Annotated in this window: 20 protein-coding genes; 7 read left to right on the forward strand and 13 right to left on the reverse strand. The window is 69.7% G+C overall.

Features of this window, described 5'->3' with window-relative positions; all coding sequences use genetic code 11:
• Together bamA and CHC02_RS21575 are read left to right on the forward strand one after the other, a co-directional pair.
• Nucleotides 1–1,326 (forward strand): outer membrane protein assembly factor BamA (gene bamA / locus CHC02_RS21570; protein ID WP_089393454.1); only part of this gene is annotated, 1,326 nt, incomplete at its 5' end.
• Nucleotides 1,327–1,448: 122 nt separating this feature from the next.
• Nucleotides 1,449–1,847 carry a hypothetical protein gene (locus CHC02_RS21575; protein ID WP_089393455.1) on the forward strand — a complete coding sequence of 133 codons (399 nt, stop codon included), beginning with the start codon at nt 1,449–1,451 and terminating at the stop codon, nt 1,845–1,847.
• A gap of 963 nt (nt 1,848–2,810) precedes the next feature.
• On the opposite strand, the gene CHC02_RS21580 is transcribed toward CHC02_RS21575, so the two are convergent.
• Entirely contained in the window at nt 2,811–4,688 is a 1,878-nt protein-coding gene (locus CHC02_RS21580; RefSeq protein ID WP_089393456.1) for a sigma-54-dependent Fis family transcriptional regulator, read from the reverse strand.
• A gap of 429 nt (nt 4,689–5,117) precedes the next feature.
• Between CHC02_RS21580 and CHC02_RS21590 the strand changes: the two genes are divergently transcribed.
• The 5 genes from CHC02_RS21590 (at nt 5,118) to CHC02_RS21610 (ending at nt 10,483) form a co-directional block, all read left to right on the forward strand.
• Nucleotides 5,118–6,182 (forward strand): NAD(+)/NADH kinase, encoded by a 1,065-nt coding sequence (locus CHC02_RS21590; RefSeq protein ID WP_425262394.1) that lies wholly within the window; start codon nt 5,118–5,120, stop codon nt 6,180–6,182.
• A complete protein-coding gene (locus tag CHC02_RS21595; RefSeq protein WP_089393459.1) occupies nt 6,163–7,137 on the forward strand; it encodes a thiamine pyrophosphate-dependent dehydrogenase E1 component subunit alpha in 975 nt (324 codons plus the stop codon). Before CHC02_RS21590 ends, CHC02_RS21595 begins: the two co-directional genes overlap by 20 nt.
• Before the next feature lie 88 nt (nt 7,138–7,225).
• A complete protein-coding gene (locus CHC02_RS21600) occupies nt 7,226–8,245 on the forward strand; it encodes an alpha-ketoacid dehydrogenase subunit beta (RefSeq protein WP_089393460.1) in 1,020 nt (339 codons plus the stop codon).
• Nucleotides 8,242–9,354 carry an acetoin dehydrogenase dihydrolipoyllysine-residue acetyltransferase subunit gene (locus CHC02_RS21605; protein WP_089393461.1) on the forward strand — a complete coding sequence of 371 codons (1,113 nt, stop codon included), beginning with the start codon at nt 8,242–8,244 and terminating at the stop codon, nt 9,352–9,354. The genes CHC02_RS21600 and CHC02_RS21605 overlap by 4 nt, the downstream gene beginning before the upstream one ends.
• A gap of 64 nt (nt 9,355–9,418) precedes the next feature.
• Nucleotides 9,419–10,483 (forward strand): 2,3-butanediol dehydrogenase, encoded by a 1,065-nt coding sequence (locus CHC02_RS21610; RefSeq protein WP_244160918.1) that lies wholly within the window; start codon nt 9,419–9,421, stop codon nt 10,481–10,483.
• 287 nt (nt 10,484–10,770) lie between these two features.
• Here the strand turns inward: CHC02_RS21610 and CHC02_RS21615 are convergent, their stop codons facing one another.
• From CHC02_RS21615 to flgE, 12 genes are all read right to left on the reverse strand, one after another.
• Nucleotides 10,771–11,115 carry an SH3 domain-containing protein gene (locus CHC02_RS21615; protein WP_089393463.1) on the reverse strand — a complete coding sequence of 115 codons (345 nt, stop codon included), beginning with the start codon at nt 11,113–11,115 and terminating at the stop codon, nt 10,771–10,773.
• Nucleotides 11,116–11,166: 51 nt separating this feature from the next.
• Nucleotides 11,167–11,877 carry a 2OG-Fe(II) oxygenase gene (locus CHC02_RS21620; protein ID WP_089393464.1) on the reverse strand — a complete coding sequence of 237 codons (711 nt, stop codon included), beginning with the start codon at nt 11,875–11,877 and terminating at the stop codon, nt 11,167–11,169.
• 165 nt (nt 11,878–12,042) lie between these two features.
• A complete protein-coding gene (locus CHC02_RS21625) occupies nt 12,043–12,369 on the reverse strand; it encodes a tryptophan synthase subunit beta (protein WP_089393561.1) in 327 nt (108 codons plus the stop codon).
• A 114-nt stretch (nt 12,370–12,483) separates the two neighbouring features.
• Nucleotides 12,484–13,515, reverse strand: coding sequence for a hypothetical protein (locus CHC02_RS21630; protein WP_089393465.1), 1,032 nt, complete (start codon nt 13,513–13,515; stop codon nt 12,484–12,486).
• A 13-nt stretch (nt 13,516–13,528) separates the two neighbouring features.
• The gene (flgL, locus tag CHC02_RS21635) at nt 13,529–14,443 is read right to left on the reverse strand and encodes a flagellar hook-associated protein FlgL (protein WP_089393466.1); all 915 of its coding nucleotides are present in this window, start codon (nt 14,441–14,443) and stop codon (nt 13,529–13,531) included.
• Nucleotides 14,444–14,475: 32 nt separating this feature from the next.
• Complete coding sequence (gene flgK, locus CHC02_RS21640) at nt 14,476–15,843, reverse strand: flagellar hook-associated protein FlgK (RefSeq protein WP_089393467.1); 1,368 nt, start codon at nt 15,841–15,843, stop codon at nt 14,476–14,478.
• The gene (locus CHC02_RS21645) at nt 15,840–16,805 is read right to left on the reverse strand and encodes a lytic transglycosylase domain-containing protein (protein WP_089393468.1); all 966 of its coding nucleotides are present in this window, start codon (nt 16,803–16,805) and stop codon (nt 15,840–15,842) included. The genes flgK and CHC02_RS21645 overlap by 4 nt, the downstream gene beginning before the upstream one ends.
• 9 nt (nt 16,806–16,814) lie before the next feature.
• Nucleotides 16,815–17,918, reverse strand: a complete 1,104-nt coding sequence (locus tag CHC02_RS21650; RefSeq protein WP_089393469.1) for a flagellar basal body P-ring protein FlgI — start codon at nt 17,916–17,918, stop codon at nt 16,815–16,817.
• 13 nt (nt 17,919–17,931) lie between these two features.
• A complete protein-coding gene (flgH, locus tag CHC02_RS21655; RefSeq protein ID WP_425262395.1) occupies nt 17,932–18,606 on the reverse strand; it encodes a flagellar basal body L-ring protein FlgH in 675 nt (224 codons plus the stop codon).
• Entirely contained in the window at nt 18,603–19,388 is a 786-nt protein-coding gene (gene flgG, locus CHC02_RS21660) for a flagellar basal-body rod protein FlgG (RefSeq protein WP_089393470.1), read from the reverse strand. The genes flgH and flgG overlap by 4 nt, the downstream gene beginning before the upstream one ends.
• Nucleotides 19,389–19,441: 53 nt before the next feature.
• Nucleotides 19,442–20,167 (reverse strand): flagellar basal body rod protein FlgF, encoded by a 726-nt coding sequence (locus CHC02_RS21665; RefSeq protein WP_089393471.1) that lies wholly within the window; start codon nt 20,165–20,167, stop codon nt 19,442–19,444.
• A 9-nt stretch (nt 20,168–20,176) separates the two neighbouring features.
• Nucleotides 20,177–21,364: a flagellar hook protein FlgE gene (gene flgE, locus CHC02_RS21670; protein ID WP_089393472.1), complete on the reverse strand. Its 1,188-nt coding sequence runs from the start codon at nt 21,362–21,364 to the stop codon at nt 20,177–20,179.
• Nucleotides 21,365–21,376: the final 12 nt, after the last annotated feature.

Below are 21,376 nucleotides of genomic sequence, written 5' to 3' on the forward strand. Positions count from 1 at the left end.
AACCGCATCAACTTCCGCGGCAACACCAAGACCGAAGACCAGGTGCTGCGCCGCGAGATGCGCCAGATGGAAGGCGGCTGGGCCAGCACCTACCTGATCGACCAGTCCAAGCAGCGCCTGGAGCGCCTGGGCTACTTCAAGACGGTCAACGTCGAGACCCCGGCGGTGCCCGGCACCGACGACCAGGTGGACGTCAACTACAGCGTGGAAGAACAGCCCTCCGGCTCCATCAGCGCCAGCGTCGGCTTCTCCCAGAGTTCCGGGCTGATCCTCGGCGGCTCCATCAGCCAGAGCAACTTCCTCGGCACCGGCAACTACACCAGCATCGGCCTGACCCGCTCGGACTACCAGACCAGGTACAACTTCGGCTTCACCAACCCCTACTTCACCAGCGACGGCGTCAGCCTGGGCTACAACCTGTTCTACCGCAGCACCGACTACAGCAAGTACTACGACGACGATGACGAAGTGTCGTACTACTCCATCGACAGCTTCGGCGCCGGCGTCAGCATCGGCTACCCGATCAGCGAGACCTCGCGCCTGACCTACGGCCTGACCCTGCAGCACGACGACATCACCCCCGGCACCTACAGCGCCGACGAGATCTACGACTTCATCTCCCGCGAGGGCAGCACCTTCAACAACCTCAAGGCCTCCATCGGCTGGTCCGAATCCACCCTGAACAAGGGCGTGATGGCCACCCGCGGGCATTCCCAGAGCCTCACGCTGATGGCCACGGTGCCGGGCAGCGACCTGAGCTTCTACAAGGTCGACTACAGCGCCCAGGCCTTCCTGCCGGTGAGCGACCGCACCGCCATCCGCCTGCACACCCAGCTGGGCTACGGCAACGGCTACGGCTCCACCGACGGCCTGCCGTTCTACGAGAACTACACCGCCGGCGGCCTGAGCTCGGTGCGCGGCTTCAAGGACGGCACCCTGGGCCCGCGCAGCACCCCGGCCACCGGCGACTACGCCAGCGCAGGCCAGGCCTACTATTCCGACCGCGACGCGGAAGTGTTCGGCGGCAACATCCTCATCACCGGTGGCGTCGAGTACCTGTTCCCGCTGCCCTTCATCAAGGACCAGAGCCAGCTGCGCAGCACGCTGTTCTGGGACACCGGCAGCGTCTTCGCCGACAAGTGCTACCTGTCCACCACCCAGGGCTGCGGCAGCGTCAGCCTCGACCAGATGGCCATGTCCATGGGCGTCGGCCTGACCTGGCAGAGCCCGCTGGGCCCGCTGAGCTTCAGCCTGGCCACGCCGCTGAAGAAACCCGACGGCGCCGAGACCGAGGTGTTCCAGTTCTCCCTCGGGCAGACCTTCTGAGCCCGGAATTACCCGCCTTTACCCTGGCTTAACCCAAGTTCACAGTCGCCCTCCCTATGCTGGCGGCACCTGTTCCGGCGGCCCCGCGGCCGCCGCCCTGCCACTCGACCCCGGGGACGACCATGGGCCAGACCGACCACGGCGCGCTGCGCGAGGAAGTACCGCTGCAACTGCTGCACGACGTGCAGCAGCAGCTGCAACGCATCCTCGGCACGCACTTCACCGCCACCCTCGCCGCCGGCGGCGCCAGCCACTACCAGCTGTCCATCCGCCACCACCCCAGCGACCTGTCGCTGGAGCACCGTGGCAGCGTGGCGCCGCCCTTCATCGAGGAACTCTTCGCCCTGGCCTGGCGCATGAAGGCCATGCTCGAATCCGCCGAACTGCAATCCATGGACGAACCCGGCCCGGTGCGGCGCCTGGCCTGGATCAGCGAACTGACCTGCCCCGCCGAGCTGCAACGGGTGGCCGCCAGCCTCTACCCCGCGGCGCGGGTGTTGAGGTGTTCTTCCCGGGGGTGAACCGATGCACCGATACCCACGAACCGAGTGCCAGCGGAGGGTCCGGTGCGGTCGGTGGGCCAATCGCGGACGGAGTCCGCTCCTACGACCGTGCTACCTGGAACCGTAGGAGCGGACCTTGTCCGCGATTCGGCGGATAACGCCGTAGGCGTTATGCGCCCTACGGGTTTCCAGAAAAACCTCCGAGCGCACCGGAACGCCCCTTCAGAAGGCCGAGCGAAACCGGCGCTCAGGAGGCCATGCGACATGGATGTCGCGAGAGCCCCGATGGGCTACAGGGACGTACCCTCGGGGCGGGCCTCCGTGGCGGGGGAATTCGTGAGGGTAGCCCGGCTTCATCGGGCCCATATGCGGGGCAAGCCTTTTTGGTTCCTTTTTGCGGGGGTGGCCTTCCACCGTTTGACAAAAGGGACTCGCCCGAGGGGGCGAAACAAGAGACATCCGAGCACTCGGAGCGGCGCGCTACACCAAGCCCCCAAGCCAATTGGGTTCCCGCGTTCGCGGGCATGACGAGGTTGAGGGCGGAGTGCGAGTCCAAGGTTCGCGAGCAAGCTCGCTCCTACGAAGAGCATCTCGGCGCGGGCGCGAGACAGTTGCTCCTACGAACGTATCTCCCGGCGGCGGCTGTGCCTTGGATCGACGCCGTTCCCTCTCCCCAACCCTCTCCCGCAAGCGGGAGAGGGGGCTGTCCGGCATGGGCGGGAAATCCGGCGTCGACCTGTAGGAGCGGGCCCTGCCCGCGATTTGCGCGCAGGGCGCGCTCCTGCATGGGAATGGCGCCGGTGGATCCGGCTATCGCGGACAAGGTCCGCTACGAACGTATCTCCCGGCAGCGGCTGTGCCTTGGATCGATGTCGCCCCCTCTCCCGCATGGGCTGAGAAAGGTTGTGGCGCCGTAGGATGGCGTTGAGCGAAGCGATACCCATCGCCATGGCCGCCTGGGTTTCGCAAAGGCCCACCCCATTACGAAGAGCAGCCGGGCTCGCGCTTCGCCCGCGGCATCTCGATGCCGTGCTGCTTCACCCGCCGGTACAGCGTCGCCCGCGAGATGCCCAGGGCCTGGGCCGCGGGCCCCGGCTGCCAGCGGTGGCGCACCAGGGCGTCGAGCAGGGCCTGGCGTTCCGGGCTGGCGGGAGCTTCGTGGGCCGGCTGGGCGGTGGCGCCGCGCAGTTCCTCGGGCAGGTCTTCCAGGCGGATGCTTTCGCCGGGGCAGATGGCGCAGGCGTAGCGCAGCACGTGGCGCAGCTGGCGCACGTTGCCCGGCCAGCGGTAGCCCAGCAGGCGTTCCAGCGCGGCCTCGCCCAGGCCCAGGCGCAGCCTGCAGCGTGAGGCTTCCTCGTCGAGGATGCGGTTGATCAGCGCCAGCTTGTCGCTGCGCTCGCGCAGCGGCGGCAGTTCGAAGCGCGCGCCGCTGAGGCGGAAGTACAGGTCCTCGCGGAATTCGCCGGCGGCCACCAGGGCCGCCAGGTCGCGGTGGCTGGCGCAGATCACCTGGATGTCCACCGCCTGCCGCCGGGCCGCGCCCAGCGGCGCCACCTCGCCTTCGGCCAGCACCCGCAGCAGGCGCGTCTGCAGGGCCAGGGGCATGTCGCCGATCTCGTCGAGGAACAGGGTGCCGCCGTCGGCCTGCTGCAGCAGCCCGCGCATGCCCTTACGCTCGGCGCCGGTGAAGGCGCCGGCGACGTAGCCGAACAGCTCGCTCTCGATCAGGCTCTCGGGAATGGCCGCGCAGTTCAGTGCGACGAAGGGCTTGTCGCGCCGCGCGCTGGCCTCGTGCAGCTGGCGGGCGAAGACTTCCTTGCCGGCGCCGGTCTCGCCGTGGACCAGCACCGGCAGGTTGCGATCCTTCACCCGCACCGCCAGGCGCAGGCTCTCGGCCACGCGCGGGTCGAGCCGGGTGGCGTCCGTGGCCGGCATGGCCACGCTGACCGCGCGCTTCGGCGCGCTCAGGCGCACGTGCAGGCCGTGCTCGGCGACGTGGCGCGGGCTTTCGTCGGCGGCGGCGCGCAGCAGGTCGAGGTCGAAGACTTCGCCGATGTGCTGCGGCAGTTGCCCGTAGCGCGCCTGCAGGTAGCGCCGCGCCTCCGGGTTCAGCGCCTGCAGGCGGCCGTCGGCGTCCCAGGCGAACAGGTAGTCCGGCTGGCTGTCGACGTAGCCGGGCGCCGCGTGCGCGCGCAGCACCCACTGGCCGCGGGTGCTGTGCATGAAGAAGGCGTTCTCGATCTGCCGCGCGCTCTGCACCGTCATCTGGCGGATCAGGTGCTGGCTGCGGCGGTCGTCCGGGGATTCCACGGCGGACACGTCGAGCACCCCGAGCAGTTCGCCCCAGGGGTCGAACACCGGCGCCGCCGAGCAGGTCAGGCCGATGAAGGCGGCGCGGAAGTGGTCGCGCTTGTGCACTGTCACCGGCACGCCGTTGGTCAGCACCGCGGCCACCCCGCAGGTGCCCTCCTCGCCTTCCGACCAGCAGGTGCCCAGGTACAGCCCGGCGCGCCGGCAGTCGCCGCGGATGGCGGATTCCACGCGGTAGTCGATGGTGCGGCCCTGGGCGTCGGTGAGCAGCACGCAGTAGTCGGCGTCGCGCACCTGGCCGTGCAGGCGCGAGACCTCCTCGCCGGCGATGCGCAGGAAGCTCTCGGCGCGCTCGCGGCATTCCCTGAGCACGCTCTGGCTGAGGATGCGCGGGCCCTGCAGCGAACCCGGGTCGAGGTGGTGCTGCTCCATCGACCGCCGCCAGGAGTCGAGGATCAGGTTCGGCACCGGGGCTTCGGGCTGGCGCCCGGCGTGGCGCAACACGCGGCTGACGCAGTCCACGTGGGCTTTCGAGTAGGCAGGCAGCATGGGGCCTCCACGGCTCGTTCCTTGTTCTTGTGCCGGTCATTTAAGCCCCGCGCCGCCGGCACCACAAGCGCCGCGGACGGCCGGCCCCCGGGTGAGACGCAGCGTCTCGGCGTCTCGCCGGGGCGCCGTGCAGGTTGACATGGCGCGTCTCACCCCGCGCCCCGCGAAACCACCCCGCAAGCTCGGGCGGGCCGCTCTGGCACGCGCCATTCCGCCCCGCGGGCCGCTCCCTGGCACCGCCCTTGCTCCAGCCCTGGCGACACCGGGACGCCGTCCCGCACCCCACAACAACAACCAGAGGTGCGTCATGTCCGTTACTGCCCCTTCGCAATTCTCCCTGGCCGGAAAGGTCGCGCTGGTCACCGGCGGTGGCCGCGGCATCGGCCAGGCCATCGCCGTCGACGGCGGCTTCTCGCTGTGAGCGCGGCCATGCCCCTGCGCGTCGGCATCATCGCCAACCCGGCCTCGGGCCGCGACCTGCGCCGGCTGACCGCCAACGCCGGGCTCTACTCCAGCACCGACAAGGCCGCGGTGGTGCAGCGCCTGCTCGGTGCCTTCGGCGCCACCGGGGTGGACGAGGTGCTGATGCCGCCGGACATGACCGGCATCGCCGCCGCCGTGCTCAAGGCCAGCGCCGGCCGCCACGCCCGCGACAGCCGCTGGCCGCGCCTGGAGTTCCTCGACATGCCGCTGCGCCAGGGCGTGGAGGACACCCGCCTGGCCGCGCGGATGCTGGCCGAGCGCGGCGTCGGCCTGGTCGCCGTGCTCGGCGGCGACGGCACGCACAAGGCGGTGGCCGCCGAGGTCGGCGACATTCCCCTGCTGTGCCTGTCCACCGGCACCAACAACGCCTTCCCGGAACTGCGCGAGGCCACCGGCGCCGGCCTGGCCGGCGGGCTCTACGCCGGCGGGCGCATCCCGGCGGAAATCGCCCTGCGGCGCAACAAGCGCCTGCGGGTGCGGCTGCCGGCGCGGGGCATCGACGAGATCGCCCTGGTGGAGGTCGCGGTCTCCCCGCTGACCTTCACCGGCGCCCGCGCCATCAGCCGCGCCGAGGACCTGGCGGAAATCTACGCCGCCTTCGCCGAGCCCCACGCCATCGGCCTGTCGTCGCTGTGCGGGCTGTGGAGCCCGGCGTCGCGGCGCTGCCCCCGCGGCAGCTGGCTGCGCCTGCACCCGCAGGCCGGCGAGGCGCTGCTGGCGCCCTTGGCCCCCGGCTTGCTGCAGGCCTGCGGCATCGTCGCCAGCGGCAGCCTGGAGCCCGGCGTGCCGCGCCTGCCGCTGCTGAGCGCCGGCACCCTGGCCCTGGACGGCGAACGCGAGATCGAGTTCGCCGCCAGCGACCGCCCCGGCATCACCCTCGAACTCGACGGCCCGCTGAGCATCGACGTCGAGGCCGCCCTGGCCTTCGCCGCCTGCCATCGCCTGCTGGCCGTTCCTGGCAAGCCCGTGAACCACCCTGGAGAACAACAAGATGTCCACGCTATCGACTGAGCAATTGCTCCACGCCTACCGTGTGATGCGCACCATCCGCGCCTTCGAGGAACGCCTGCACGTGGAATTCGCCACCGGCGAGATCCCCGGCTTCGTGCACCTGTACGCCGGCGAGGAAGCCTCCGCCGCCGGGGTCATGGCGCATCTGGACGACGAGGACTGCATCGCCTCCACCCACCGCGGCCACGGCCACTGCATCGCCAAGAGCGTGGACGTGTACGGGATGATGGCCGAGATCTATGGCAAGAAGACCGGCGTCTGCCAGGGCAAGGGCGGCTCCATGCACATCGCCGACCTGTCCAAGGGCATGCTCGGCGCCAACGGCATCGTCGGCGCCGGCGCGCCCCTGGCGGCGGGCGCGGCGCTGGCCGCCAAGCTGAAGGGCAACCGCGCGGTGGCGGTGGCCTTCTTCGGCGATGGCGGCTCCAACGAGGGCGCGGTGTTCGAGGCGATGAACCTGGCCTCGGTGTGGAACCTGCCGTGCATCTTCGTCGCCGAGAACAACGGCTATGCCGAGGCCACGGCCTCGAACTGGTCGGTGGCCTGCGACCACATCGCCGACCGCGCCGCCGGCTTCGGCATGCCCGGGGTGACGGTGGACGGCTTCGACTTCTTCGCCGTGCACGAGGCCGCCGGCGCCGCCATCGAGCGCGCCCGCGCCGGCGAAGGCCCGTCCCTGATCGAGGTGAAGCTGACCCGCTACTACGGCCACTTCGAAGGCGACGCCCAGACCTACCGCGCGCCCGACGAGGTCAAGCACTACCGCGAGACGCGCGACTGCCTGATGCAGTTCCGCGAGCGCACCACCCGCGCCGGCCTGCTCCAGGCCGCGGCCCTGGACGCCATCGACGCGGAAGTGGAAGCGAGCATCGAGGAAGCCGTGGCGCGCGCCAAGGCCGATCCCAAGCCCTCGCCCGCCGACCTGCTCAGCGACGTGTACGTCGCCTATCCCTGACATTCCCGCACCGAGCGCTTCCCCGTCACCCCCGCGAACGCGGGGGCCCAGCGACTCGGCCCAGAAGAACAATGAGAGGAGAGCCATCATGGCCAGAAAGATCAGCTACCAGCAGGCCATCAATGAAGCCCTGGCCCAGGAAATGCGCCGCGACCAGACGGTGTTCATCATGGGCGAGGACAATGCCGGCGGCGCCGGCGCGCCCGGCGAGGACGACGCCTGGGGCGGCGTGCTCGGCGTCACCAAGGGCCTCTACCACCAGTTCCCCGGCCGCGTGCTGGACACCCCGCTGTCGGAGATCGGCTACGTCGGCGCCGCCGTGGGCGCCGCCACCCGCGGCCTGCGCCCGGTGTGCGAGCTGATGTTCGTCGACTTCGCCGGCTGCTGCCTGGACCAGATCCTCAACCAGGCCGCCAAGTTCCGCTACATGTTCGGCGGCAAGGCGGTCACCCCGCTGGTGATCCGCACCATGGTCGGCGCCGGCCTGCGCGCCGCCGCCCAGCACTCGCAGATGCTCACCGCGCTATGGACGCACATCCCCGGGCTGAAGGTGGTCTGCCCGTCCTCGCCGTACGACGCCAAGGGCCTGCTGATCCAGGCCATCCGCGACAACGACCCGGTGATCTTCTGCGAGCACAAGCTGCTCTACTCGATGCAGGGCGAAGTGCCGGAGGAGCTGTACAGCGTGCCCTTCGGCGAAGCCAACTTCCTCCGTGACGGCGACGACGTGACCCTGGTGACCTACGGGCGCATGGTCCACCTGGCCATGGACGCCGCCGCCAGCCTGGCGCGCCAGGGCGTGTCCTGCGAGGTGCTGGACCTGCGCACCACCAGCCCGCTGGATGCCGACAGCATCCTCGAAAGCGTGGAGAAGACCGGGCGCCTGGTGGTGATCGACGAAGCCAACCCCCGCTGTTCGCTGGCCACCGATATTTCCGCATTGGTCGCCGAACAGGCCTTCGACGCCCTCAAGGGGCCGATCCGCCAGGTCACCGCGCCGCACACCCCGGTGCCCTTCTCCGACGCCCTGGAAGACCTGTACATCCCCAGCGCGGCGAAGATCGAGGCCACGGTGCTGGAGCTGGTGCAAGGGAGGAAGGTGGCATGAGCCGTATCCATACCCTGACCATGCCCAAGTGGGGCCTGTCGATGACCGAAGGCCGCATCGACGCCTGGCTCAAGCAGGACGGCGACACCATCGAGAAAGGCGACGCGGTGCTCGACGTGGAGACCGACAAGATCAGCAGCAGCGTCGAGGCGCCCTTCTCCGGCGTGCTGCGGCGCCAGGTGGCGCGCGAGGACGAGACGCTGCCGGTGGGCGCGCTGCTGGGCGTGGTGGTCGAGGGCGGGGCCAGCGAGGAAGAGATAGACGCGGTGGTGGAGCGCTTCCAGGCCGAATTCGTCCCCGGCGGCGACGGCGAGGCCGACAGCGGCCCGGCGCCGCGGAAGGTCGAGCTGGACGGCCGCGTGCTGCGCTACTTCGAGCGCGGCGAAGGCAGCGTCCCGCTGCTGCTGATCCATGGCTTCGGCGGCGACCTCAACAACTGGCTGTTCAACCACGAGGCGCTGGCCGCCGGGCGCCGCGTCATCGCCCTCGACCTGCCGGGCCACGGCGAGTCGGGCAAGGCGCTCGAGCGCGGCGACCTGGACGAGCTGAGCGGCGCGGTGCTGGCCCTGCTCGACCACCTGGACATCGAGCAGGCGCACCTGGCCGGGCATTCCATGGGCGGCGCCGTGGCGCTGAACACCGCGCGCCTGGCGCCCCGGCGGGTGCGCTCGCTGAGCCTGTTGGCCAGCGCCGGCCTGGGTGCCGAGATCAACGGCGGCTACCTGCAGGGCTTCGTCGAGGCCGGCAACCGCAACGCCCTCAAGCCGCAGTTGGTGCAGTTGTTCTCCGACGCGTCGCTGGTCACCCGGCAGATGCTGGAAGACATGCTCAGGTTCAAGCGCCTGGAAGGCGTGGACGCCGCGCTGCGCCAGCTCACCGGCAAGCTGTTCGCCGACGGCCGCCAGCAGGTGGACCTGCGCGGCGTGCTGGAGGCCGGCGGGTACCCGGCGCTGGTGATCTGGGGCGAGGCCGACGCCATCATCCCGGCCAGCCACGCCCAGGGCCTGAGCGCCGAGGTCCACGTGCTGCCGGCGCAGGCGCACATGCTGCAGATGGAGGCAGCCGAGGCGGTCAACGCCCTGCTGCTGGACTTCCTCGAACGCCATTGACCGACGAGGGCCCGGCCGCGCGGCCGGGCCCCGGGAGACGACCATGACAATCACCCCCAACAGCATGCGCGCGGCGGTCTGGCACGGGCGCAACGACATCCGCGTGGAAAGCGTGCCGCTGCCCGGCGAGCCGCCGCCCGGCTGGGTGCAGATCCGCGTGCACTGGTGCGGCATCTGCGGCTCGGACCTGCACGAGTACGTCGCAGGCCCGGTGTTCATCCCGGTGGAGGCGCCGCACCCGCTCACCGGCATCAAGGGCCAGTGCATCCTCGGCCACGAGTTCTGCGGCGAGATCGTCAAGCTCGGCGAGGGCGTCGAGGGCTTCGCCGCCGGCGAGGTGGTGGCCGCCGACGCCTGCCAGCACTGCGGCACCTGCTACTACTGCCGCCACGGCCTGTACAACATCTGCGAGAACCTGGCCTTCACCGGGCTGATGAACAACGGCGCCTTCGCCGAATGGGTGAACGTGCCGGCCAACCTGCTGTACAAGCTGCCCGACGGCTTCCCGGCCGAGGCCGGCGCGCTGATCGAGCCGCTGGCGGTGGGCATGCACGCGGTGAAGAAGGCCGGCAGCCTGCTGGGGCGCAACGTGGTGGTGGTCGGCGCCGGCACCATCGGCCTGTGCACCATCATGTGCGCGAAAGCCGCCGGCGCGGCCCAGGTGATCGCCCTGGAGATGTCCTCGGCGCGCAAGGCCAAGGCCCGTGAGGTCGGCGCCAGCCACGTGCTCGACCCCAACGAGTGCGACGTGCTGGCAGAGCTGCGCAAGCTCACCCATGGCCTGGGCGCCGACGTCAGCTTCGAGTGCATCGGCAACAAGCACACCGCCAAGCTGGCCATCGACGCCATCCGCAAGGCCGGCACCTGCGTGCTGGTGGGCATCTTCGAGGAGCCCAGCGCGTTCAACTTCTTCGAGCTGGTGGCCACCGAGAAGCAGGTGTTCGGCTCCCTGGCCTACAACGGCGAGTTCGCCGACGTGATCGCCTTCATCGCCGACGGCCGCCTGGACATCGCGCCCCTGGTGACCGGGCGCATCGAGCTGGAGCAGATCGTCGAGAAGGGCTTCGAGGAACTGGTGAACAACAAGGAGCACAACGTGAAGATCATAGTAACGCCACGGGCGGCCTGACCTCCGACCTTGGGCCGCAGGCGACGGCCCGGCCCCGACGCCAGGCTGGGGCTTTTTTATGGTATCCGGAGTGAGTTTCTGTGTGGCTTCAGGTCCGGCAGCCCTCTCCCCAGCCCTCGGCTGCGCGCCCCGCCCTGAAGGGAGAGGAGGCTTGTCCGTGCCGAGAGAAGGAATGGTTTCAGCCGGCAATCTCTGTGCTAGCCGGCTAACTCCAGAACATCAGCATCTGCCCAACGGTCCCCTCTCCCTTCAGGGAGAGGGTTAGGGAGAGGGGCTCTTGAGCAGGCTCAACCCAGCTCCCGCAGGCACTCCAGAGGCACCCATCCCGAATCCCCATCCCGGCAACACCAGGCCCATCCGCCGAGAACCCTGCCACCCACCAGTCTCTCCCCCACGTCCACATCCATCTCCCGCGCCGTATAGTCCTCCAGCGCCCGCCCGACGCCCTCGTCCACCCGCTCGAACACCTGCGCCGGCACCCAGCCTTCCCGCCCGGCAACCGCGCAGAAATACCAGTCGTCCCAGCCCTCGGGCCCCTCGTAGCGCTCGCCTACCTTCAGCGAGGCGCCCCTGGTAAAAGCAATTGGCTCCGGATACTCGCTACGGTGGGCCACCATGACCTCGTAGTGCATTGCGCGCTCCTTCGTCTGCTGTACGGCAGGCGATGGTACGCAGGGCAGCCCTCAAAGCGCATCGTGAAAGATGACACCCAATGTAAACCGCTCCCCCCAATGCAACCGGCTGACCCCATGCCGCATGTTCACCCGGTAATCCCCGCGCGCACCCCGCACCGGCCGCTGCGAGACGGCGAACACCAGCGCATCGCCCTGGCGCAGCGGCACCACCTCCACCCGCGACTGCATGCGCGGGCGCTGCTCGGTGAGGACGAATTCGCCACCGGTGAATTCCTCGTCCGGTTGCGACAGCAGGATGGCGACCTGCAGCGGGAAGGCCAGTTCGCCGTACAGGTCCTGGTGCAGGCAGTTGTAGTCGCCCGCGCCGTAACGCAGCAGCAGGGGCGTGGGCCGCAGCTGGCCGGCGGCGTGGCAGCGTTCGAGGAATTCGGCGTGCCGCGCCGGGTAGGCCGGGGCCAGGCCCAGGCGCTGTTGCCAGGCGTTGGCGATGCCCGCCAGGGGCGGATAGAAGGCTTCGCGCAGGGTCTGCAGCGGCGCCGGCAAGGGATAGGCGAAGTAGCGGTACTCACCCAGGCCGAAGCCGTGGCGGGCCATGACCACCCGGCTGCGGAAGGGCTGGTCGCGGGCATAGAGGGCGCGCAGCCATTGGCATTGGCGCCGGTCGAGCAGGCCGGGGACCCGGGCGTGGCCGTCGCTATCCAGCTGCGCGGCCAGGGCCGGCCAGTCCAGGGCGGCGATGCGCTCGGCGAGTGAGGGCATGGGCGGGCTCCGAGGGGCGATGCCGCCAGTCTAGGCAAGCGGCACGCCGGCGTGCGCCCCGATGCCGACTTTCAAACCCGGGGTTCGCGAGCAAGCTCGCTCCTACAGGGAACGGCGCTTGGCTCAACGCCACCCAACGAAAAGCGCCTCGGTGCGACGCTCGGTTCAATCGTCGCCGGGATGGTCCGCCAGGCCTTCCAGCTCGGCCCGTGCCACTGCGCGTTCGTCGAGCTTGCGGCGGGCCGCCTCGGGCAGGTCGGTGTAGCGGATCACGCCGCGCTCGACCAGTACGTTGACCACGTCTTCCAGCACGCGGATCACTTCCAGGTCGGAATGGCGCAGCAGGTCCAGCCGGCTGCGCACCTCGGTGCGCGCGTCCAGCCACTGGCCGAGCTCCTCGCTCTGGTAGGCCAGCGTGTCGTTCATGCCCTCGAAGGGCTGGGTCTCCACTCTCAACAGCCTTCCCTGCCCATCGCGTTGTACGTAAACCATGCGGATCAACCTAACCGTCATTGTCAAGGGTGCGGACGGACCGCTCCCGTCCGTCGTCAGCTACCTGGGACCGTCGATCGGCCCCGGGGTTCGGCGCAGCTTAACAAGGTCGGCTCAAGAAAGCAGGCTGACCACCGCGAAACGGCTCAGGTTGGCCTGGGCCACCACGGTGCGGGTCACCGCCGCGTAGCTGGAGCCGCTGTCGCGCACCAGGTTGAACACCGACGCCGCGTAGTCCTGCGCCCATTGCTGTTCGTCGCGGTCGGCCTGGCGGGCGAGGAACTCGCGGATCTCGCCCTGGCGCTGGCGCAACTGGTCGCGCAGGGTGCCGATGCGGTCCAGCGCGTCTATCACTTGGTCGAGCAGGTGGCGCAGCTCGCGCTGGTCGCTGCCGGCCAGGCTCTGCGGCAGGTCCAGCAGGCGCTGCTCGCGGGTCTGGGCGCGGCTGGCGCGGTCCCTGGCGAAGCGCTTGCCCTCCCCCTGCACGCTGAGCTGGCCGCCCTGCTTGCGCCAGTCGGCCTCGGCCATGGAGAAGGTCAGCTTGCCGTCGGCGTCGAGTTCCGCGCGGATGCCGCTGGACGCCAGGCCGATGTTGAAGCTGCGCAACAGCTGCTGGTCGCTCATGGCGTCGTCCAGCACCACCACGCCGGGTTCGCCCTGGGCGCGGCCGGCGCTGAACAGCAACGTCTCGCGGCCGCCGCTGCGGGCTTCGTCCAGGGTGGCCAGGCCGTCGATGGCGAAGCGGGTGCGCGCCGGTTCGTGCAGGTGCAGGTCGAGGTTGGCGTCCAGCCCGCCGGCGCTGCGCTCGCGGCGTTGCGCCAGCAGCTCGGTGGCCTGCCTGAGCGGTTGTTCCAGCTGCTTGCGGTTGCCGCCCTGGCCGCTGCCCAGCTCGCGGCCCAGGCTGAGCTTGAGCTGGTTGAGGCGCTCGGCCAGCTCGCCCAGGTAGCCCTCGGCGCTCTGCATGGCGCTGAGCTGCTGGTTGAGCTGGATGCTGAAGCCGGCGGCCTTGCCCACCCCGCGCTCGCCGGCCGGGGCCGTGGCGCTGCGCTTGCGCTGGCGCAGGTTGCGCTCGCCCACCGCCGGCGGCGCCTGGCGCGGCTGGCCATCGATGGCGGCGACCGCCGGGAAGGGGTTCTCGACCTTCATCGCGTCGCGCTCCTCAGAGCAGGCTGAACAGCGACAGGCCGTTGACCGTCAGGTAGGTCTTCTGCGTCGCCTGCAGGGCCAGCTTGTAGTTGCCCAGGTCGATGCTGGCCTTGCCGTAGTCCAGCGCCGAGAGGTCGCCCTCGACCTTCTGGTTGACCAGGGAGATGTCCTGGTTGCTGTTGTCCAGCAGGGTCAGGGTGTTCTGCCGCCCGCCCAGGTCGGTGATGGCCGCCAGCAGCTTGCCGTGGCTGTCGTCCAGCTGGTCGATGGTGGCGGCGATACTCTGCTGGATGGCCGGGTCGCTGCTGTCCAGGGCCGGATCCTGCAGCTTGGCCACCAGGGCGTGGAGGCCGTTGAGCAGGTCCATGCCGTTGCCGAACAGCGGGCGGATGGCGACGTTCTCGTCGACCATCACGCCGTTGGCCACCACCGCCTGGCGCGTCTTGTCGTTGCCGCTGGCGCTGTAGGTGCCGCTGGCCGCGTCGTAGGTCACCGCCGGCTGGTCGGTGAGGGTGCCGGAGAACAGGTAGCGGCCCTCCTCGTCCTTGACGTTGAGGTAGCTGACCAGGGTCTTCTCCAGGTTCGACAGCTCGCCGGCCATGGCGCCGAGCTGCTCCCTGGCGTTGGAGCCGTTGGCCGCCCAGAGCAGCAGGTCGCGGATGTCCAGCAGGGTGTCGGAGGTGGACTGCAGGTTGGTTTCCTGGATCGACAGGTTGCTCGACACCCCGGCGATGTTGCTGCCGTACTGGGCCAGGCTGGCCTCCGAACGCTGGATGCGCAGGATGCGCACCGCGGCGATGGGGTCGTCCGAGGGATGCTGGATGCGGTTGCTGCTGGACATCTGCTGCATCAGCTGCGACATCTTCTCGGTGTTGCGGCTCATCGAGTCCAGGAGGATGGCGGTGCTCTGCGAATTGGTGATGCGCATGGGGCGTCTCGTCGGGTGGCGGGCTACGGCGTTCAGAAGGCCGCGAGCATGCTGTCGAACAGGTCCTTGGCGGTGCTGATGACCTTCATGTTGGCCTGGTAGGCCTGCTGGTAGGTCATCAGGTTGACCGCCTCCTCGTCCAGGCTCACCGCGCTGACGCTGTCGCGCTGGTTCTGCGCCTGCTGCGTCACGGCCTTGGCGGTGTCCAGGTCGGCCTGGTTCTGCCGGCTGTCGCTGGCCACCCGGCCGATCAGCCCGGCGTAGGCGTCGTTGAGCGTCACGGCGTTGCCGTCGACGGTGATGACCTGGCTCTTCAGGTCGATCAGTTTCAGCAGGTTGCCGTTGTTGCCCTTCTCCCCGGCGCTGTCGGACAGCGCCAGTTCGGAAGGCTGCAGGCCGGTGAGGCTGAGCAGCTTGCCGGTGCTGCCGGCGTTGGCCTGCAGCAATGCCTGGCCGGGGTTGCCATTCAGGTCGTAGCCGCCGGCCAGGGTGGAGTTGACCAGGTCGGCCACCTGGGTGGCCATCTGCGCCAGGCTGTCGAGGTTCGGCCGCAGGGTCTGGTACTCGGTGTCGTACAGCGCGCCCATGGCGCCGCCCAGGTCCTGCTGGTCGATGGCGAACCGGGTGCCGGCGAAGGCCAGGCTGACGTCCTGCTCGCCACTGCTGGTCAGGCTGACCTTCAGCTGCGCGGCGGAGGCGCCAGCCACCAGCGGCTGGCCGTTGGCCAGGGACACCGAGATGGAGCCGTCGGCGGCGGCCGAGGTGCGGATGCTGCTGTACTGGCTGAGCTGGGTGATCAGGGCGTCGCGCTGGTCCTGCAGGGCCGAGGGGTCGGCGGCGGCGGACTGCGCGGCGACGATCTTCTTGTTCAGCAGGGCGATGTTCGAGGTCAGGCCGTTGATCTCGCCGACCATGGTGCCGCGCTGTTCCTGCAGGGACTTGAGCTGGGTGTCGATGTTGCCGGAGAGCGTGTTGAAGCGCTGCGCCAGGTTGCCGGCCTCGGCGATGATCTGCTGGCGCAGGGCGGTGGAATCCGGGGTGGCGCTGGCCTCGCTGAGGGCGGCGAAGAAGTTGTCCAGGCCGACGCTGATGCTGGCGCCATCGCTGGACATCAGGTCCTCCAGCGCGCCCAGGTACTGCTGGGCGTTGCTGTAGTAGTTCTGCGCGGTGGTGGCGCGCCACAGCTGCTGGTTGAGGAAGTCGTCGGACATGCGCCGGATGCCGGTCACCTTCACCCCGCCGCCAGGGCTCAGCGAGCCTTGCCCGCCAAGGGAGCTGGTGAGCACCGACAGGCGGCTGAACCCGGGGGTGTTGACGTTGGAGGTGTTCTGCCCGGTGATCGACAGGCCGATCTCCGAGGCGCGCACGCCGCTGTAGGCGATCTGCGTCAAATTGCTCACGACTGCTTCCCTTTGGGCTGAAGGCGGATCGGTTGGGCGAAGGCGGCAGACATGGCCTGGTGTTGCGTGCCCTGCTGCTGATAGGCGACCGGTTCGGCCGCCGGCTTAAGCGGCGCCGGTGCCGTGGCCTGGCCGCGGCGGGCCAGGTCGTCGAGGATGCCGCGGGTGTAGCGGCGGGTTTCCTCGAAGGGGATGCGCTCGATCCAGGCCTCGCCGCTGATCTCGCCGCGGCGCGGGTCGCCGTTGCTCTTCAGCCATTCGTCGACGCGGCCGGGGCCGGCGTTGTAGGCGGCCAGGGCCAGGGCGCGGTGGCCGTCGTAGCGCTGCAGCATCTGGTCGAGGTAGGCGCTGCCGAGCTGGCGGTTGTAGGCGCCGTCGCGGGTCAGGCGCTGTTCGTCGAAGTCCAGGCCCAGCTTGGCGGCTATTTCCCGCGCGGTGTCGGGCATCAGCTGCATCAGGCCGCGGGCGCCCTTGGCCGAGACGGCGGCGATGTCGCCGGCGGACTCGTGGTCGATCAGGCTGTCCACCAGCTCGCCGAAGGCCGCGCTGCCACGCTGCCAGAGCCGCCCGGCGCTCTGCACGCCGCGTTGCCAGTCGGCCGCCACGGCCTGCTGCAGGCTGCGCGGCAGGCCCATGCGGTCGCCGCCGGCGAGCATCTCGCCGCGGCCGTCGGCGTCGTGCCCGGAAAGCTGGCGCACCAGCAGCGCGGCGATGCCGGTCTGCTTGCGCTCGGCCAGGTTGTCGGCGAGCACGCCATCGTAGAAGTCGCGCATGGTGTCCAGGTCGCGGCTGCGGGTGATGCCGCCGGCCGAGAGCACGTCGCCGGCCTTGCGCATCTGCTTGAGGATCTGCTGCAGGAACAGCGCCTCGAACTGCTCGGCGGCCGCCTCCAGGCGCGCCTGGGGGTTGCCGTCCTGGCCGCGCGCGGCGTTCAGCGCGGTGGGGAGTGAAACGATGCTCATGCGCGCGCCCTAGATGATGATGAGTTCGGCGTTCAGCGCGCCGGCCTTCTCCAGCGCCTGGAGAATGCTCATGACGTCGTCCGGGGTGGCGCCGAGGCTGTTCACGGTGTCGATGATGCCCTGCAGGCTGGCGCCCTCGGGCCAGCGGAACATCGGCTTCTTGTCCTGGGCGACGTTGACGTCGGACTGCGGCGTGACCGTGGTGCGGCCGCCGGAGAACGGCGCCGGCTGGCTGACCTGGGGGTTCTCGCTGATGGTCACGGTGAGGCTGCCGTGGGACACCGCGGCGGCCTTCACCCGCACGCCCTGGCCGATGACCACGGTGCCGGTGCGGCTGTTGAACACCACCTTCGGCCGTTCGCGGCCTTCCTGCACCTCCACCCCTTCGAGCAGGGCCATGAAGCTGGTGCGCTGGTTGGCCGAGACCGGCGCGCGCACGCTGACCTTGGTGCCGTCCAGGGCCTGGGCGCTGCCGGCGCCGAGCAGGTTGTCCAGGGCGGTGACGATGTGCGCGGCGGTCTGGAAGCTGGGCTGGCGCAGGTTGAGCATGATGTCCGGGCGGCTGGCGAAGTCGCTGGGGATCATCCGCTCGATGGTCGCGCCATTGGGGATGCGCCCGCCGTTGGCGGTGTTGATGGTGACGCTGGAGCCGCTCTGGCCGCTGGCGTTTAGGCCGCCCACGGCCACCGCGCCCTGGGCCAGGGCGTAGGTCTCGCCGTCGATGCCGCGCAGCGGCGTGAGCAGCAGCTGGCCGCCGCGCAGGCTCTTGGCGTCGCCCAGCGAGGAGACGGTGACGTCCACCGTCTGCCCGGGGCTGTACGAGGGCGGCACTTCGGCGGTGATGCTCACCGCGGCGACGTTCTTCAGCTTGGGGTCGATGTTGGCCGGCAAGTTCACGCCGAACTGCTTGATCATGTTCACCACCGACTGGCTGGTGAACTTCACCTGGGTCTTGTCGCCGGTGCCGTCGAGGCCGACCACCAGGCCGTAGCCGATCAGCTGGTTGCCGCGGATGCCCTCCACGTCCACCAGTTCCAGCAGCGGCACGGCGCGGCTCGCCAGGGGCCAGCAGGACAGCGCCAGCGGCAGCAGGTACTTCAGGATGGCTCGCATGGCCGGCAGCGCCTCACAACGGGAACAGGGGGTGGGTGAAGAAGCGCGTCAGCCAGCCGGCCGAGTTGCTGTCGTTGAGCACGCCGCGCCCGGCGTAGGAGATGTTGGCGTTGGCGACGTTCTGCGAGGACACCTGGTTGTTGCGGTTGATGTCCTCCACCCGCACCAGGCCGGTGAGGCGGATGAACTCCGAGCCCTGGTTCAGGCGCAGGTTCTTCTCGCCTCGGACCACCAGGGTGCCGTTGGGCAGCACCTGGTGCACGGTCACCGCGATGGCGCCGCGCAGGGAGTTCTGCTGCTCGCTCTTGGCGTCGCCCTTGAAGTCCCGCGAGCTGTCCGCCGAGCTTTCCAGGCGGTCGTAGCCGTGGCCGAGGATGGTGGGGATGCCGATGCCCAGGCTGGAACTCTTGTCGAAGCTGGTGCCGGCGCTCTTGCTCGACTGCGTCTGCTCTTCCAGCACCACGGTGAGCACGTCGCCCACGCGCAGGGCGCGCTGGTCCTGCACCAGGCCGCCGTAGTAGCCGGGGCGGTACAGCCCGCCGCCGCTGGTGGGCGGCAGGCTGTAGTCGAGGGTCGGCGGCTGGTAGGCGCTGGAGTCCTCGTCCGGGAGCATCTCGTTGAAGCTCGCGCAGCCGCCCAGCAGCAGCAGCAGGGCGAGCAGCGTCGGCAGGCGGCTCATGGCGGTCATACGGTCTGGTTGAGGAACTGCTGCATGCCGGAGGCGGCGTCCAGCACCTTGGCGTTGGCCTCGTAGGCGCGCTGGATGGCGATCATGTTCACCATCGCCTCCACCACCTGCACGTTGGAGCCTTCCAGCACGCCCTGCTTGAGGGTGCCCAGGCCATCCTCGCCGGGCACGCCCTCCACCGGCTGGCCGCTGGCCACGGTCTCGCGGTAGAGGTTGCCGCCCAGGGCTTCCAGGCCGGCCGGATTGGTGAAGTTGACCAGGGTGATCTGGCCCAGCTGGGTCGGCTGCGTCTCGCCGGCCATGATCGCGGTGACGGTGCCGTCGCTGCCCACGGTGAAGCTGCTGCTGCCGGCCGGCACCTCGATGTTGGGGACCAGCGGCAGGCCCTGGGCGTTGACCACCACGCCGTCGGAATTGAGCTGCAGCTGGCCGTTCTCGGTGTACAGGGTGTCGCCGTTGGGCGCTTCCACCTGGAAGAAGCCGCGGCCGACCACGGCCAGGTCCATCGGCTGGCCGGTGGTCTGCATGCTGCCTTCGGTGAACACCTTCTGCGTGCCGGCCACGCGCACGCCGCTGCCCAGCTGGATGCCCGAGGGCACGGTGTTGACCTGGTCGGCCTGGGCGCCGGGCTGGCGGTCGATGGAATAGAACAGGTCCTCGAAGACCACCCGGTCGCTCTTGAAGCCGGTGGTGTTGACGTTGGCCAGGTTGTTGGCCACCGCCGACAGCGCGGTGTCCTGCGCGGCCAGGCCGGTCTTGCTCACCCACAGTGCCGAACTCATGCGGTATCTCCTTAGCGGGCCGCGCGCGGCGCGGCCGGGTTGTACGGGGCGCGTCAGTCGCGCAGCAGGCGGTCGCCGGCGGACGCCATGTCCTCGGCCGCCTTCATCATCTTCACCTGGGTCTCGAACATGCGGTTCAGGCTCATGGTGGCGGTGAGCTGGTCGATGGACGACACGTTGCTCGCCTCCAGGTAGCCGCTGACCAGGCGCACGTTCTCGGCGGCCTCCGCCGGCTGGCCGTCCTTGCGCACCAGCAGGCCGGCGGCGTTCTTCTGCAGCTCGGCGGCCGGGGCGTCGACCAGCTTGATGCGGTCCACCTCGGTCATCAGGTAGTCGCCGCGGGGCATCACCGAGACGGTGCCGTCCTCGCCGATGTTCACGCTGTCGTACTCGGGCAGGACGATCGGGCCGCCCTCCCCCAGCACCTGGCGGCCGTTGATGGTCAGCCGCCCTTCGCTGTCCACCAGCATGCTGCCGTGGCGGGTGTAGGCCTCGCCCTCGCCGTCCTGCAGGGCGATCAGGCCCTGGCCGCGGATGGCGAAGTCGAGGTCGCGGCCGGTCACCGTGAGGGTGCCGGGGGCCATGTCGACGCCGTTGTTCTCCAGGCGCGCCAGGTGCCGGCTGTCGTAGCCGTAGCCGCTGACATCCACGGCGCTGACGCGCTCCATGTCGGCGCGGAAGCCCGGGGTGTTGGCATTGGCCAGGTTGTTGGCGCGCACCTGCAGCGACTGCAGGGTGCGGCTGGCGGCGCTCATCGCGGTGTAGGCCAGGCGGTCCATGGGTCAGCCTCAGATGGCGCTGAACAGCGCTTGGGTGAGTTCCTTGTCGGTGGTCAGCACCTTGGTGTTGGCCTGGTAGTTGCGCTGGCCTTCCATCAGGTTCACCAGTTGCGCGGTGAGGTCGACGTTGGAGCCTTCCAGCGCGCCGGCCACCAGGTCGCCGAACTGGCCGCCGCCGGGGGCGCCCACCAGCGGGCCGCCGGAGGCCGAGGTCTCGGTCCAGGCGGTGCCGCTGACCGCGCGCAGGCCCTCGGGGTTGACGAAGCTGGCCAGCACCACCTGGCCCTGCAGCAGGCGCTGGCCGTTGCTGTAGTTGACGTAGACCATGCCGTCGTCGTCGACGGTCAGGCCGGTCTTGTCGCCGGAGGCATAACCGGAGGCCTTGTTGGTGGTGACGGCGAAGTCGGAGCCGTACTGGGTGGTGCCGGTGTAGTCGACGCTGACCGCCAGGGCGTTCACGCCGCCGGCCAGGCCGCCGACGTTGAGGGTGAAGGGCGCATTCGGCGAGGTCAGCATGCCGGCGCTGTCGAAGCTCAGCGCCTGGGTGCCCACGGCGTTGCCGTCGGCGTAGTAGTGACTGGTCCAGGCGTTGTCGGCGGTCTTCACGAAGTACTGCGTCAGGGTGTGTTCCTTGCCCTGGGAGTCGTAGACCTTGGTGGTGTAGGTGGAGTTGTAGGTGGAGGCGTTGGCCGGGTCGAAGGCCAGCGCCGGCACGGCCTCGTCGGCGTCGAGGTTGGCGACGAAGGCCAGGCTGTCGGTGGGCTTGGCCGGCAGGCTGGCGGTCTTCACCTGCAGGTCGCCGAGCACGCCGGCCTGCAGGTTGCCGGCGGCGTCCACCGAGTAGCCCTGCAGGCGCTGGCCGGAGGCGTTGACCATGTAGTTGGCGTTGTCGGTGTTGAACACCCCGGCGCGGGTGTACTGGGTCTCGCCGGTGGCGCTCTTGACCATGAAGAAGCCGGCGCCGGAGATGGCCAGGTCGAGATTGCGGCTGGTGTTGGTGAGGCTGCCGCCGAGGCTGATGCTCTGGGTGTTGCCCAGCACCTCCACGCCCATCGCCTGGCTGTCGGCGTAGACGCTGCCGAACTCGGTGCGCGAGGACTTGAAGCCGACGGTGCCGACGTTGGCGATGTTGTTGCTGACGGTATCCAGCTGCTCGCTGACGGCGTTCAGCCCGGTCAGGGAAATGTTGAAGCTCATCGGGTTCGCTCC

This window comes from Pseudomonas delhiensis (assembly GCF_900187975.1).
Taxonomy (GTDB): domain Bacteria; phylum Pseudomonadota; class Gammaproteobacteria; order Pseudomonadales; family Pseudomonadaceae; genus Pseudomonas; species Pseudomonas delhiensis.

Bases quoted from the DNA above. Each gene is read 5' to 3' on its own strand.
- CHC02_RS21575 (WP_089393455.1), top strand. From the start codon at position 1,449: ATGGGCCAGACCGACCACGGCGCGCTGCGCGAGGAAGTACCGCTGCAA.
- CHC02_RS21580 (WP_089393456.1), bottom strand. From the start codon at position 4,688: ATGCTGCCTGCCTACTCGAAAGCCCACGTGGACTGCGTCAGCCGCGTG.
- CHC02_RS21590 (WP_425262394.1), top strand. From the start codon at position 5,118: ATGCCCCTGCGCGTCGGCATCATCGCCAACCCGGCCTCGGGCCGCGAC.
- CHC02_RS21595 (WP_089393459.1), top strand. From the start codon at position 6,163: ATGTCCACGCTATCGACTGAGCAATTGCTCCACGCCTACCGTGTGATG.
- CHC02_RS21600 (WP_089393460.1), top strand. From the start codon at position 7,226: ATGGCCAGAAAGATCAGCTACCAGCAGGCCATCAATGAAGCCCTGGCC.
- CHC02_RS21605 (WP_089393461.1), top strand. From the start codon at position 8,242: ATGAGCCGTATCCATACCCTGACCATGCCCAAGTGGGGCCTGTCGATG.
- CHC02_RS21610 (WP_244160918.1), top strand. From the start codon at position 9,419: ATGCGCGCGGCGGTCTGGCACGGGCGCAACGACATCCGCGTGGAAAGC.
- CHC02_RS21615 (WP_089393463.1), bottom strand. From the start codon at position 11,115: ATGCACTACGAGGTCATGGTGGCCCACCGTAGCGAGTATCCGGAGCCA.
- CHC02_RS21620 (WP_089393464.1), bottom strand. From the start codon at position 11,877: ATGCCCTCACTCGCCGAGCGCATCGCCGCCCTGGACTGGCCGGCCCTG.
- CHC02_RS21625 (WP_089393561.1), bottom strand. From the start codon at position 12,369: ATGGTTTACGTACAACGCGATGGGCAGGGAAGGCTGTTGAGAGTGGAG.
- CHC02_RS21630 (WP_089393465.1), bottom strand. From the start codon at position 13,515: ATGAAGGTCGAGAACCCCTTCCCGGCGGTCGCCGCCATCGATGGCCAG.
- flgL (WP_089393466.1), bottom strand. From the start codon at position 14,443: ATGCGCATCACCAATTCGCAGAGCACCGCCATCCTCCTGGACTCGATG.
- CHC02_RS21645 (WP_089393468.1), bottom strand. From the start codon at position 16,805: ATGAGCATCGTTTCACTCCCCACCGCGCTGAACGCCGCGCGCGGCCAG.
- CHC02_RS21650 (WP_089393469.1), bottom strand. From the start codon at position 17,918: ATGCGAGCCATCCTGAAGTACCTGCTGCCGCTGGCGCTGTCCTGCTGG.
- flgH (WP_425262395.1), bottom strand. From the start codon at position 18,606: ATGACCGCCATGAGCCGCCTGCCGACGCTGCTCGCCCTGCTGCTGCTG.
- flgG (WP_089393470.1), bottom strand. From the start codon at position 19,388: ATGAGTTCGGCACTGTGGGTGAGCAAGACCGGCCTGGCCGCGCAGGAC.
- CHC02_RS21665 (WP_089393471.1), bottom strand. From the start codon at position 20,167: ATGGACCGCCTGGCCTACACCGCGATGAGCGCCGCCAGCCGCACCCTG.
- flgE (WP_089393472.1), bottom strand. From the start codon at position 21,364: ATGAGCTTCAACATTTCCCTGACCGGGCTGAACGCCGTCAGCGAGCAG.